The sequence below is a fragment of the Planococcus halocryophilus genome (assembly GCF_001687585.2).
GTDB classification, from domain to species: domain Bacteria; phylum Bacillota; class Bacilli; order Bacillales_A; family Planococcaceae; genus Planococcus; species Planococcus halocryophilus.
Map to the genome: position 1 here is coordinate 3,152,316 of NZ_CP016537.2, position 13,740 is coordinate 3,166,055.

At 39.6% G+C, this 13,740-nt stretch carries 13 protein-coding genes; 8 read left to right on the forward strand and 5 right to left on the reverse strand.

Annotated features, from left to right (window positions below; translation table 11 throughout):
• The first annotated feature begins 155 nt into the window (after positions 1-155).
• The 8 genes from BBI08_RS15585 (at position 156) to BBI08_RS15620 (ending at position 9,907) form a co-directional block, all read left to right on the forward strand.
• Positions 156-857: a GntR family transcriptional regulator gene (locus tag BBI08_RS15585; RefSeq protein WP_065528322.1), complete on the forward strand. Its 702-nt coding sequence runs from the start codon at positions 156-158 to the stop codon at positions 855-857.
• Between the two features lie 89 nt (positions 858-946).
• Positions 947-1,621: a response regulator transcription factor gene (locus BBI08_RS15590; protein ID WP_008498235.1), complete on the forward strand. Its 675-nt coding sequence runs from the start codon at positions 947-949 to the stop codon at positions 1,619-1,621.
• Positions 1,618-2,988: a sensor histidine kinase gene (locus BBI08_RS15595; protein WP_065528323.1), complete on the forward strand. Its 1,371-nt coding sequence runs from the start codon at positions 1,618-1,620 to the stop codon at positions 2,986-2,988. The genes BBI08_RS15590 and BBI08_RS15595 overlap by 4 nt, the downstream gene beginning before the upstream one ends.
• 152 nt (positions 2,989-3,140) lie before the next feature.
• Entirely contained in the window at positions 3,141-4,175 is a 1,035-nt protein-coding gene (locus BBI08_RS15600; protein WP_008498231.1) for an ABC transporter permease, read from the forward strand.
• Between the two features lies 1 nt (position 4,176).
• Complete coding sequence (locus tag BBI08_RS15605) at positions 4,177-4,881, forward strand: ABC transporter ATP-binding protein (RefSeq protein ID WP_065528324.1); 705 nt, start codon at positions 4,177-4,179, stop codon at positions 4,879-4,881.
• 270 nt (positions 4,882-5,151) lie between these two features.
• Positions 5,152-6,264 (forward strand): S-(hydroxymethyl)glutathione dehydrogenase/class III alcohol dehydrogenase, encoded by a 1,113-nt coding sequence (locus BBI08_RS15610; RefSeq protein WP_008496121.1) that lies wholly within the window; start codon positions 5,152-5,154, stop codon positions 6,262-6,264.
• 63 nt (positions 6,265-6,327) lie between these two features.
• Positions 6,328-6,906 (forward strand): S-(hydroxymethyl)glutathione synthase, encoded by a 579-nt coding sequence (gene gfa, locus BBI08_RS15615; protein ID WP_008496122.1) that lies wholly within the window; start codon positions 6,328-6,330, stop codon positions 6,904-6,906.
• A 715-nt stretch (positions 6,907-7,621) separates the two neighbouring features.
• Entirely contained in the window at positions 7,622-9,907 is a 2,286-nt protein-coding gene (locus BBI08_RS15620) for a putative bifunctional diguanylate cyclase/phosphodiesterase (protein WP_155800217.1), read from the forward strand.
• 64 nt (positions 9,908-9,971) lie between these two features.
• On the opposite strand, the gene BBI08_RS15625 is transcribed toward BBI08_RS15620, so the two are convergent.
• From BBI08_RS15625 to BBI08_RS15645, 5 genes are all read right to left on the reverse strand, one after another.
• Complete coding sequence (locus BBI08_RS15625) at positions 9,972-10,610, reverse strand: class I SAM-dependent methyltransferase (protein WP_065528325.1); 639 nt, start codon at positions 10,608-10,610, stop codon at positions 9,972-9,974.
• Positions 10,611-10,687: 77 nt separating this feature from the next.
• The gene (locus BBI08_RS15630) at positions 10,688-11,272 is read right to left on the reverse strand and encodes a DJ-1/PfpI family protein (protein WP_008496126.1); all 585 of its coding nucleotides are present in this window, start codon (positions 11,270-11,272) and stop codon (positions 10,688-10,690) included.
• A gap of 122 nt (positions 11,273-11,394) precedes the next feature.
• Entirely contained in the window at positions 11,395-11,820 is a 426-nt protein-coding gene (locus BBI08_RS15635) for a DUF4064 domain-containing protein (protein WP_008496127.1), read from the reverse strand.
• A gap of 22 nt (positions 11,821-11,842) precedes the next feature.
• On the reverse strand, positions 11,843-12,799 hold the full coding sequence (locus BBI08_RS15640; protein ID WP_040850277.1) for an ABC transporter permease: 957 nt from the start codon (positions 12,797-12,799) through the stop codon (positions 11,843-11,845).
• Entirely contained in the window at positions 12,792-13,712 is a 921-nt protein-coding gene (locus BBI08_RS15645) for an ABC transporter ATP-binding protein (protein ID WP_008496129.1), read from the reverse strand. The genes BBI08_RS15640 and BBI08_RS15645 overlap by 8 nt, the downstream gene beginning before the upstream one ends.
• Positions 13,713-13,740: the final 28 nt, after the last annotated feature.

Consider the following 13,740-nt stretch of genomic DNA (forward strand, 5'->3'; position numbering starts at 1 on the left):
TTATTTGAATACTCTATCATCTTAATTGTACCGGTACAATTAATCAAGTGCCGAACAAAATTATTATTTGTTATAAATTGAATTAGAGGAGCCAAAACATAGTTTATGGTATACTTCTGTTATCTTTTCAGACATTAAAGTAAAGAGGTATGCATATGTTAAAATATCAGCACATCGCAGACGAACTAGAAAATTATATAGAAGAGCATAAGTTGCAACAAGGCGATAAACTGCCAATCTTGCAAGATTTAATGATTCAGTTCGACGTGAGTAAAAGTACGGTTACAAAAGCTTTGGATTTACTTGAGAAAACAGGAGTGGTTTTTCAAGTAAGAGGAAGTGGAATTTTTGTCAGACGACATAAACGCCAAGGCTATATTAGCCTAAGTTCAAATCAAGGGTTTAAAAAAAACTTGGAAGAGTTCCAAATCACTTCAGAAGTGATTACGCTGGATAGACGAAAACCGACAAAAGAAGCAGCAGTAAACTTGAATATTAGTCTTGACGATGATGTTTACTACGTAAAAAGAATTCGGTTTATCCACGGACAAACACTTTGTATTGAGGAATCCTATTTTAATAAGTCCATTGTCACTTATTTGAACAAAGAAATTATTACTGAATCTATTTTCAACTACATTACTGAGGGATTAGGATTGAGCATTGGATTTGCTGATACTTACCTTCATGTCGACAAGCTAAGTGCTGAAGAAGCGGAGTATTTAGGGTTAAAAAAAGACGATCCTAAACTTGAAGTTGAATCTGTTTTCCACTTAACAAATGGTCAGCCATTCGATTTTTCAAAAATTACTTATAACTACGTCCAATCCCAATTTTTTCTTCAAGCTGTTTTATAATCTGCAACAAACTCGCCCTCTTTTAAGAGAGCGAGTTTTTTCGTTCGTGCAGATTCACTGTATAATACAAATCAAGGAGGCTGATTGGAATGATTCGGATATTAGCAGTAGATGACGATATACATATGGTGAACTTCATTGCAGCTGAACTTCGGCAAGCAGGATACGAAGTGACAGAAGCCCTTTCAGGTGAGCAAGCTTTGGAGATATTGGAAAGTGAAACAATGGATTTAGCTGTTGTGGACGTCATGATGCCCGGCATCGACGGTTTTGAACTGACACGAATTGTCCGAGGGGATTACGACCTTCCCGTTATTTTGCTGACAGCTAGACATCATATTGAAGATAAAGAACGTGGATTTTTAGCAGGCTCAGATGATTATTTGGTCAAACCTTTCGAAGCGAAAGAATTATTGTACCGGGTCAAAGCGATACTGCGAAGATACAATCATCCTGAAGATGACTTGATCGTTATCGGGTCTTTACGCATTGATTTGAAAAGCTATGAAGTAAAGTCACCGAATGGCATTTTGTTTATTCCCTTAAAAGAATTTGAGTTGCTAGCTTTAATGGCGTCCAAACCTCGACAAGTGTGGAGCAGAGACTCTATCATTGAAAATGTTTGGGGAATTGACTTTCAAGGGGACGAACAAACCATTAACGTTCACGTAAAACGACTGCGTCAACGATTAGAGCGATTTTCGCCTGACGTGAAAATCGTTACGGTAAGAGGTGTCGGATACAAACTGGAGGTTGTCACATGAGTCTTTACGTGAAATTTATTTGGTTTACCTTTGCGACCATGTTGATCAGCAGCACGATCGCCTTTTTCGGGATGAATACGTATTACCACAGCCAACTTAAAGGTGAAAATAACGATAAGAATATGACCATCGCCATGTCTTTTGCAGATTTCTTAGATAAACTCCCAGCCGATCAGACGCGCGATGCATTGGTGACATTAGGTGATGCTGGCTATCAGCTTTATGTGACAGACGGCGCTACGGTCGAGCGCTATGGCGGTGACTACCGCGATGAAACGATCAGTCCATCAGAAGTCCAACAAGTTTTGGACGGCACAGAATTTAACGGCATACGCGATTTTCCTAAAGAAACATTTGTTACCGGTTTTTTTGCCAATGAATTAAAAAATACAGTCGGCGTTCCGGTTGAACTAGATGGCAAACCGCATGCCTTGTTTATGCGACCAAATATTGGGCTGTTGTTTCAAGAGCTCCACTTGTTGTTTGGTGGCTTGGCAGTGGCAATTATTTTATTGAGTTTTGTTGGCATGTTAGTCGTTGCCCGATTACTGATTCAACCCATTACAAAATTGACCGAAGCGACCGAAAAAATGGGAACAGAAACGTTTGATGTCCCCATAGCCATTCACCGGAAAGATGAAATTGGCCGTCTTGCAGATCAATTTTCAACGATGCGTTCCCGAATCGAGCAGTCTACATTAAAACGAAAGGAATTCGTGCACAATGTATCACACGATATCCAATCACCACTTCATACCATTCAAAGTTATTTAGCCTTGCTTGAAAAAGATGGCATTGCCAAAGAAGAAAAAGAACAGTACACAGCGGTTATTCAAGACGAAACAACGCGTTTATCTTTACTAACAAAACAACTGCTGACGTTGGCGTCATTTGATGCGGAAGCAGCAGAATTGGTCGAAACCGTATCTGTGGACCAGCAGCTTCAGCAAACTTTGTCGCATTTACGGTTTGCTTTTGAAGAAAAAGAACTTGGCATATCAGCGCAACTCGCAGAAGGGCAAGTTAAAGGCAACGGTGTCCTTCTACAAACAGTGTGGGAAAACTTACTGACCAATGCGATTAAATACAGCGAACCTGGCAGTCTGATTGACGTTCGGTTAAGGTCTACTGCAGAACATGTGATTTTGGACTTGCAAGACGAAGGGATTGGCATGTCCCCGGCTGAAGTGGAACACGCTTTTGACCGTTTCTACCGAGCAGATCACGCTCGGACACGTTCGACAAAAGGATCTGGTCTTGGACTCGCGATTGTGAAAGAAGTTGTCGAGTTACACGGCGGAACCGTCGAGATTTCCAGCAGGCTGGGTAAAGGTTCAACTGTTCATGTAGTACTTCCACGTGTTTAAATTTTATACAGCTGTACTAAACGTTTTTTATTGCGTTTAGTACAGCTTTTTTTCTTAAGTAAATATATTTTCCGTAATTGTCACCCGTCGTTCATCTTCCGTTCATGTTGGCAGCTTAAAGTAAAGTTATTAAAGAAACCGGAGGCGTTCCCATGAACATCGCATGGAAAGAAATTAAGAAAAATAAAGTGAGATTTGCCATTTTAGGTTCGATTGTATTTCTTGTTAGCTTGTTGACGTTTATCATATCAGGCCTAGCAAATGGCTTATCGCAAGACAATGCAGCGCTTATTAAAGATTTACCAGACGGCCAGTTTCACATGACCGAAGATGCGGAAGGCACACATAATTTGTCGCGCATCGACCTTGAAATTCAAGATCAAACATTAACAGAGACACAAGATGCTGTTGCTTTGTCGATTCAAATGGGCTTTTTAAATGACGAAGAAGACAAACAACGCAGTGTCGCATTTGTCACTACGACCGAGTCTTCCCTATTTGAAGATGTGAAAGCCGGCGAAATTGTACTCGATCGTTCATTAGAAGAAGCATGCTTAAAAGTTGGGGATGTTTTAACGAATGATCAGTTTAGTGGAGAGTTTATCGTTAAAGGGTTTGCCGAGCAGCAAAAGTACAGTCACGCTCCTGTTGCTTTTATCAACATGGCAAACTACAAAGAAATTTACCGTACCGATGAAATGCAATTACTCTTTGTACCAGAAAGTGACGAGTACCCAACTATTGCTGGACTTGAATCTTACACAAACAAAGAATTTCTATCTGCTATTCCAAGTTATAGCGCAGAACAACTGTCACTTAACATGATCGTTTGGTTTTTAGTTGTCATTAGTGCCTTACTGTTTGCGATTTTCTTCTATATGATGAACGTCCAAAAAATTGGCTTGTATGGCATTTTAAAAGCAATTGGGGTAAAAACAAGTACCTTGTTCAAAATGATGTGGACGCAAATGTTCTTTATTACGACCATCGCACTTGTCTTTTCAATCACGTTGAGCCAATTGTTCAATCAATTTGCACCAGCAGGAATGCCGTTTAGTTTAACCGCTACTGTGACGATTCAATTATCGATTGTGTTTTTAGTCATTGGGTTTATCGGCGCCACTTTATCTGGTATTCAAATTAAAAAAGTCGAACCATTACAAGCAATTCAACAAGGAGAGGTTTAAGATGACGATTTTTGCAGCTAAAGAAGTTCGAAAAACATTTACAAATGGGGAAGTCGCAGAAGAAATATTAAAAGGAATCGACCTGTCTCTTCACGAAAGTGAAATTACAGCATTAGTTGGTGCTTCTGGATCTGGTAAAAGTACGTTACTAACAATTGCAGCGGGATTGCAACCAACTTCAGACGGACAAATTGTCTTTAACGGTCAAAATATGACCGATATGACTTCTGAACAAATTCGGCAAATTCGGGCAAGTGAGTTCGGTTTTGTTTTCCAAGCGGCTCACTTAGTACCATTTTTAACTGTAGAAGAACAATTATTGCTTATGCTCGATGTTGCTGGAACTAAATTGTCGAAAAAACAACAAAAAAAAGAAGTTGCCGAATTGCTTGAACAAGTCGGCATGGACCACCGAAAAGACGCTTATCCCGCTTCTTTATCCGGCGGTGAAAAACAACGCGTTGCTATTGCTCGCGCCATTATCCACAAACCGAAAATGTTGTTCGCCGATGAACCAACGGCAAGTCTCGATTCAAAACGTTCAAAAGATGTGATGTCTTTAATTCGCGATTTAACGAAAACGTTGCGAATCACAACGTTAATGGTGACGCATGATGAAGAAATGCTGTCGTATGCGGATCATGTTATTGCGATGAAAGATGGATTGGTTGAATTACTACCAACAAAAAAGGAAGGCACGTGCTAATTGAGCACGTGCCTTCCTTTTTTGTTGCGCTCATTAGAAACCGCTGATTTCCCCGTTACACCAACTTATTGTTGGATGATGCAAAGTCCCCTCATTAAACAATATTAATGTTATACTAGACTCGAGTTTTTATATACAGAATATTTAGTCTATTAATAACCTTTTTCACTATCATCTAAAATTACACAGTGACATAAATGTCAGTATTGTTTTTATTGTCACAACATGTGAAGGTGAACTTAGAAAACAAAAGGGAGTAGGAATATAAATATGAAAAGTAGAGCAGCTGTCGCATTTAAAGCAGGAGAACCCCTACAAATCGTAGAGATCGACGTAGAGGAACCAAAAGCAAAAGAAGTCATGGTCAAAATTTTGTATACATCAGTTTGCCACACTGATGCGTTCACGTTATCAGGCGATGACCCAGAAGGCGTGTTCCCTGCCGTGTTAGGACATGAAGGCGGCGGTGTCGTGGTATCTGTCGGAGAAGGCGTAACATCTGTAAAACCAGGAGATCACGTAATTCCGCTTTACACAGCTGAATGTGGCGAGTGCAAATTCTGTTTGTCTGGTAAAACGAATTTGTGTAGTGCAGTACGTGAAACCCAAGGAAAAGGCTTAATGACCGATGGTACAACGCGCTTTTCTTATAATGGTGAGCCGGTTTATCATTATATGGGCACAAGCACATTTAGTGAATATACGGTTGTTAATGAAGTGAGCTTAGCAAAAGTTGATGAAGACGCACCGTTAGACAAAGTTTGCTTGCTTGGCTGTGGCGTCACAACAGGCATGGGCGCAGTGAAAAACACTGCCAAAGTTGAAGAAGGTGCGGTGGCTGCCGTATTTGGAGTAGGCGCAATTGGTTTAGCGGTTGTTCAGGGACTTGTTAAAGCAAATGCTAGTCGTATTATTGTAATTGATTTGAACGAAGATAAATTTGAATTGGCGAAAAAGATGGGCGCAACTGATTTTATCAACCCATCAAAATTTGATAAGCCGATTCAAGAAGTGATTGTGGAAATGACCGATGGCGGCGTAGACTACAGCTTTGAGTGTATTGGAAATGTTGACGTAATGCGATCAGCTCTTGAATGTTGCCACAAAGGATGGGGCGAAAGCATTATCCTTGGTGTCGCTGGTGCTGGAAAAGAAATTAGCACACGCCCATTCCAATTGGTAACCGGACGCGTATGGCGCGGATCAGCATTTGGTGGCGTAAAAGGACGCACTGAATTGCCAGGAATGGTCAAAGACTTTATGAACGGGGACATTGATTTAGAATCATTCATCACGCATCAACTAGATTTCCAAGACATTAACAAAGCATTTGAACTCTTGCATAATGGTGAATCGATTCGCACAATCTTAACTTATAAATAATAAGTTAAACCCCATTATGTTAATGAACAAAATAATGAATATATCCTAGGAGGAAATATTAAAATGACTACTCAATTACATCCGAAATTAGATAACGGCATTAACGACTATCCAGAAGTAAAAGACTTTGCAGGCGGAACTTTACAATGCCTTTGCGATTCAAACAAAGTTGAAGTAAAAATAGGCGCGCAAACTTTGCATAACCACGCATGTGGTTGTTCGAAATGCTGGAAACCTGAAGGCGCTACATTCTCATTGGTAGCTGTAGTCCCTCGCGAAAACGTTGAAGTCATCAGCAACGAAGACAAATTGGCGATTGTTGATGAAACAACTGCAATTCAAAGACATTTCTGTACAGAATGTAACGCTCACATGTTCGGCCGTATCGAGAACAAAGATCATGCATTTTATGGTTTAGATTTCGTTCATACTGAACTATCAGAAGACAAAGGATGGTCTGCACCTCAATTCGCAGCATTCGTATCATCTATTATTGAAACAGGTACACCGACTTCAGAAATGGATGGCATTCGTAAAAAGTTAAACGACCTTGGATTACCTACCTACGATGTATTGTCACCTGCATTGATGGACGTGATCGCTGCTAAAACGGCTGAATTAAACGACACGTTACAGAAGTAAAAATGAATTAATATGAAAAGCTGCAGATAAACTCCATCGAGAGTTTGTCTGCAGCTTTTTTATATAAGATAGTATTAATTTCCTTTTCATTTTCTCTCTCCTATTTAACTATTAATTGCGCTGTTTTTTTCTATCAAACAAAATCCATATGTAATATGCAGCAACTCCCGCAATCACTACTAAAGTTTGCAATTCTCTTGGTAAAAAAAGATATAAGAAGATAGCTACTAATATTAATGGGATCATTAAAGCAAAATACACTTTCACTTTTTTATCTTTGACAATTTCATAATCAGTTATTTTTCGGTTGACATACTACCGCAGGTCTTTTTATCACCATAATATATAGAGTGAATAATGGAATTATTTACATATGATTTTCTCGAACATGAAATCCTATACCCTAATCAAAATAACTTCATCTTTGTACAAAAGAAATTATCAAACTCTACAGTAATGAATATTTCTTACTCTAAAATACCATATTTTGGATAAAAGTAATTCTCTTATCCCATTAAAAGGTTTATAATGAGAGTCATAAGAATCATGCTATCCCAATAATTTGGAAAGCAATAATCCTGCTTTCCAAAACGAGGTGAACCATATCACTAACTTCCGTACGATCCATTGGTTCGGCCTATATATATTCCTCCACATTTCCATTTACTATTCTTGGATTTTTTTCAGTGAAACAAGTGACAGCACATTTGTGTTGGTGGAAAATCTTATCTCGTGGTTTGCGCCAGTCGTAGCTTTTGTGACCTTGTTTATTGTTTACCGAAAGTCAGCCGGCAGGATGCGTCTTTTTTGGTTATTGCTTTCTTTTGGTAGTTTAAGCTATGCCATTGCTGAAGGCATCTGGGTTTATAGCCATAATGTTTCACTTGTGGAGCCTAATTACCCGGGTTGGCCAGATCCTTTTTATTTTCTACAAATCTTTTTCTATTTAGCAGCGTTTATTTACCACCTTGTACAAAGGAAAGAAAACGCTTATCAAATAAAATTCATCTTTGATATTATGATTATCATTGCTGTCTCTACTTCTCTAAGTTGGCATTACCTAATTCAACTTTTGCTGCCAGAGGCCACTGCTTCGCTACTCTTGTTTGCCGTATCTATCGGTTATCCTGTCGGCGATTTACTACTTCTGTTCGGTGCAGTTAGTTTATATATCGGCTATTCTCACACCTTATCACCGCGTGTATTGACTTTAATTATCGCTGGATTGGTTTTCCAGGTATTCGCTGATACTGCTTACTTATACTCTACCGTTGCCGATACGTACAGCTCGGGTAGTTTTTATGATCCGTTGTGGTCTTTAAGTCTATTGCTCGTGGCACTTTCAGGCTTGTATTCGTTAGATCCCGTTAAAAAATCTGTTTCAGGCAAGATTTTTATGCAAATAACTGACCGAATTTCGGTTCGTATGCTGCTGCCTTATTGTAGTTTACTCATGCTGTTTATCGTTATTATTGTTGAAGAAAGTAATCATACGAGAGGCTTGATTGCTGGGGCTTTTGTAGCGACTGCCTTGATCGTCACGAGACAGATTTTTACGTTGCGAGATAACCGAAGATTGTTGTTTAATTATGACCAATTGACATCTGAGCTTGAGCAGAAAATTGAACAACGAACGGTAGAAGTTACATCTAAAAACGAACAATTAGAAGGCGCTATTCAACAAGTAGAGCATATCGCTTACCATGATGAATTGACCGGATTGCCCAATAGAAGATTATTTCTTAAAAATTTAGAGTCTTCCATGGCTAGCGCTGATGAAAATTCTCAAAAACTCGCTGTAGTGTTCATTGATTTAGATCGATTTAAAAATATTAACGATACGTTCGGTCACGAGTTTGGCGATTTGTTACTACAAGACTTTTCACGAAAAATTTCAGAAAACCTGCGCTCTATTGATACCATTTCACGTCAAGGTGGGGATGAATTCACCCTTATCCTTAATAATATTCAAGATGAAACAGATATCACGCCAACTATTCATCGAATACAATCAGCTTTTCTAAACTCTTTATCTATAAAGAATCAAGAACTGCACGTTTCCATGAGTATCGGTATAGCTGTCTATCCCGATAACGGAAACACAACAAGCGAATTGTTAAAACACGCCGACAGCGCCATGTATAGCGCAAAGGCAAAAGGCAAAAATAACTACCAGTTTTTCTCGGACGATATGTCACTCATTGTTTCTCGAAAAATAGCACTCGAAAACGAGCTTCGACGCGCACTGACAAACAAAGAATTCCTCCTACATTACCAGCCACAGTTTAATGCTCATACAGGAGAAATTACGGGCATGGAAGCATTGGTTCGCTGGCAGATTACAGATGGAGAGATTATTTCTCCTGCTAACTTTATCCCTTTGGCAGAGGAAACTCGTTTGATCCTTCCACTAGGAGAATGGGTTCTCAATACAGCTTGTGAACAGGTCAAAATATGGCACGATGCAGGGCATTCTCACCTGAAGTTGGCCGTGAACTTGTCCCCTCTTCAATTTTTGGATGACGACTTACTGGATATGGTCGGACGTGCATTAGATCAGACCGGATTTCCAGCATCTTCGTTAGAGTTAGAAATCACAGAAAACGTGGCAGTTGATGATATCGATTTAGCCTTACTGCGCATGCAAGCCTTAAAAGAGCTTGGTGTTAATCTTGCTATTGATGATTTTGGTACGGGTTATTGTTCATTAAGCTACTTAAAAAAATTCCCGCTTACTAATTTAAAAATTGCTCAGTCGTTTGTGCGAGATATGGCGATTAACCCTCATGATGAAGCACTTGTCGAAGCAATGGTGTTAATCGGTCATAAACTCAATATGTCCGTCATTGCAGAAGGTGTAGAAACCGAAGAGCAACTAGCATTATTAAAAGAGCTTGGTTGCGACGAAATTCAAGGCTACCTATTCAGTAAACCACTCACTACCGATCATTTTTCTCAGCTCTTGTCGAAAGAATTTGCAACTAAAAATCCGGTCTATTGAAAACCAAGGTTTTGCTAGTAAATAAACCCGGCAACCTATGAAAGGTTGCCGGGTTTATTTATTGTTATCCGATTTCAAAATTTTTTTTAGCACAAACCGCGACTGTATGAAACTGCCTCGAATTCGGACCTTTTACGACTCTTGTTTCGATGAAACCTGTCTTTTCCATAAGCGGAACCATTTGTTCATCTATTAACTGATTTATCCCTGCCCATGACTCCCCATTTTTGCCATTACAAAGCGTAATAACGCAAGTGCCTCCTGAATTTAACACTCGATGTATTTCTGATATCGTAGCAGATAGTTCTTCCCAAAAGTAAATGCTGTGAATGCTAACTATTTTATCGAACTGCGTTTCTTCAAACGGTAAAAAATTCACATCCCCTTGCACCAATTCGGCTCGATTATTCTGCAATGCTTTTCTATTTCGGATGGCAGCTGATCGAATGACAGCTGGTGAAATGTCCAACCCCACTACTTTGTTTACGGAATCGTACTCTAAAATAAGCTTCATCGCATATCCTGAACCGCACCCAAGCTCTAAAATACGATTTCCTTGTTGAAGATCTAGTAATTCAATTGTCCAAAGTGTTTCAGGTTTGTGTTGCCAGACCATCTTTTCACCAAAATACGTTCCGATCCATCCTTTTGGGAATTTGTATTGTTGATCTACAAATGCTTGAATCTTATCTTTCAGCTTCATAATTCACCCACTTCTTTTAAAAATTTTGTAGTGTAGGTAATTCGCTAAGTGTATTATTCTTCCCTTCTAACATCTCATCATACAAATCCCATCAATTCTTTTACTTTGTCTTTATTCTCCTTTGACGTAACCATTTCAAGTAGTCTAAAAGCCACTTCAAAAGCCGTTCCAGGGTTTGAAGAAGTGATAATGTGATCATCACAGACAATTCGCTGGTCGATTACTTGAACATCGTATTGTTTTAATTGATCGCGCCGTTTACTTGTCGGGTGATCGTAAGTTGTGGCTCTTTTGTTTTTCAAAACACCGCTATGTGCCACCATCAATGCAGCGACACAAATCGAAGCAATCGGTTTTTTATGTGCATCAAAATAACGAACTACTTCTTGAAAATCTTCGCTAAATGCGTCTTCATAAAATCCTGCTTCTTCAAAACCACCGGGAATCGCTAGAGCATCAAATTCTTCTAACAAAATGTCATACAGTTGCTGCTCCGGAATCACTTGAAAGTTCCACGTACATTGCAACTGGGGGTGCTTTCCGACAGTCACCACTTCTGTAGAACCATCGCCTTCCCACTTGTTCCATCCCATTACATCCGTGAAAACACTTGCTTCAGAAGCTTCAAATCCATTGGCTAAGAGTAATAATATCTTTGTCATAGAGCACCTCTCCTTTATACTAGATTGTATAGGATCGTTAAGTTTCTACAAATGACTTTATAAAAGTAAAAGAATGACCTGAACTATACAATTGTATAATTCAGGTCATTTTTCATATCAATTTATCCCTCAATTACTTGCTTAGGCTTCCGCACAAGCACCATAATACCAGCAATCAGGTAGAAAATTCCTGCTAAAATACCGGCTCCGCCACTCACAAATGCAACAATCACCGCTGTTGCGATAAAGATGATTCCTGCGACTACCGGTTTTTTATTGCCTTTAAGCAAGACCATCGCGACAATTCCTAAAATGATAGCTACTACTGAAGCAACCGTGAGAAACCATCCTCCCGTACCTAGCATATCTAGCATTTCCTCAAAATCGCCCATACCCAGATCCGGATTTTCTGTAGCCATTTCATTAAACGACTCTTCCATGATCCCTCTATTGTTTTGAAGCCAAATCATCATGCCGCCAATTACTGCGGTAAACGCGTAACCCAGCGCCCCGATAATTGCTAATACCATTTCTGCTGTTCTTTTCATACTACTCCTCCTCAAGTTTGGTTTATTGTCCTGCGATGTCGCGTTTTGTAAATGCGGTCCATGCTGCACCTAAGAATACGATAAAGTAAACGACTAACACAACCACTGAAAACGTTAAGGTCATGCTTTCATTCAACGGCATACCACCGTCCATATACTGTTTTAAGTTGGTGTTGGCAAATAAAATATATTTCGACCATTCGTATTGTGCTAAGAACGCGACAATCGCATTGCCTGCCATCATTAAGAAAATCGCCAAGCCAATTGCCATTCCGCTGCTTCTGAAAATCGCAGAAATCATAAACGCAAAAGTCGCCATCATCACCAGCGTCACTAGACTCAATCCGTATGCTTCCACAATTTCACCAAATACACCGGTTTGCGCAAAGCCTGCTGATTGCTGCTGAATGATCAATGGATTCAGGCCATTCAAGCCAAAAAGAATCGCTCCCACAATCCACGAAGTTACTAATAAGAAAATAAGCAAAGTAAGTGCGAAAATCAATACCGAGACATATTTAGAGAATAAAATCTTGGTTCTGGAAATCGGACGAATTAATAATAACTTAATCGTTCCCCACTTAAATTCATTCGAAATTATACCTGCTGCCACAACAATGGTAAACAAGCTAATTAGTGATGACAAGAAACTGTTTTCTAATACATACTCCCATCCATCATAAGGTTTGGGTTTAATATTGTTTTCTAAATAGTAGTTATTTTCTTCAATGATTGGTTGATTGGTGTATTGAATAAATTCATCATCTTTCATCTCAGCGGTTAGCTGTGCGTTTTCTTCTTGAAGTTCTGCTTGCCAGTTGTCGCCGTATTCCTTAAAGTCGGCTTCTTCCCCCATAAACTTGGTTAAAAATCCGCCACCGATGGCAATCGCTAGTATGACAATAAACATGACCCACGTTGACTTTTGGGCATACAATTTTATTTGTTCGTTCCAGATTAAGTTCATAAAATTACTCAATGGTATTCTCTCCAATCAAGTCAAAGAATTTATCTTCCAATGTGGCTTGCAACACACGAACGCCGTAGATGCTGATCCCTTGTTCGACTAATTTTTTCAAAATAGCTGGAATTTCTTCACGCTTGACCGACAGCGAAAGTTCTTTCGCGGTCACTCCAATTTTGTTTGCTAATTGGGTTTCCAAATACGTTTTAGCAGGCGCTAGCGGTTCTACTTCGATATAAACTTCTTGTAACGACTCTTCATTTCCAACGTTCTGTACTCGTTCAATGGCAACCAATTCACCATTTTTGATGATGCCGATTCGGTCACACATTAATTCGATTTCCGACAGCAAATGACTAGAAACGATGACTGCAACATTTTCTTTTTCCGCTAAATTACGTATGTATTTACGAATCTCTCGAATACCTGATGGGTCTAGTCCGTTAGTAGGCTCATCTAATATTAATATCGACGGCCGGTGCAACAACGCTTGTGCAATCCCGAGACGTTGGCGCATACCTAGTGAATATCGTCCTGCTTTTTCGTGAATGGCGTTACCTAAACCGACCAGTGAAACCACTTCGTTCATGCGCGCTTCTGTCACGCCATTTACCATCCGCGCGTATTGCTGCAAGTTTTTCCAGCCGCTTAAAAATGGATACATCTCCGGATTTTCCACAATTGCACCTACATGCTGAATCGCATTTTTGAAATCTGTTTTGATGCTTTTTCCTTCGATCAACACATCACCTTCAGTAATGTCGATCAAGCCCACCATCATGCGGATCGTGGTCGTCTTGCCCGCTCCGTTTGGTCCTAAAAACCCGAACACTTCGCCTGCCTGGATCTCAAAATCCAGTCCTTTAATAATCGGTTTTTTCCCAATCGTCTTTTTTAACTTCACCAATTGCATTGCTGGTTTAGACATACACTCGCCCCCATAAATTATCTTTCCT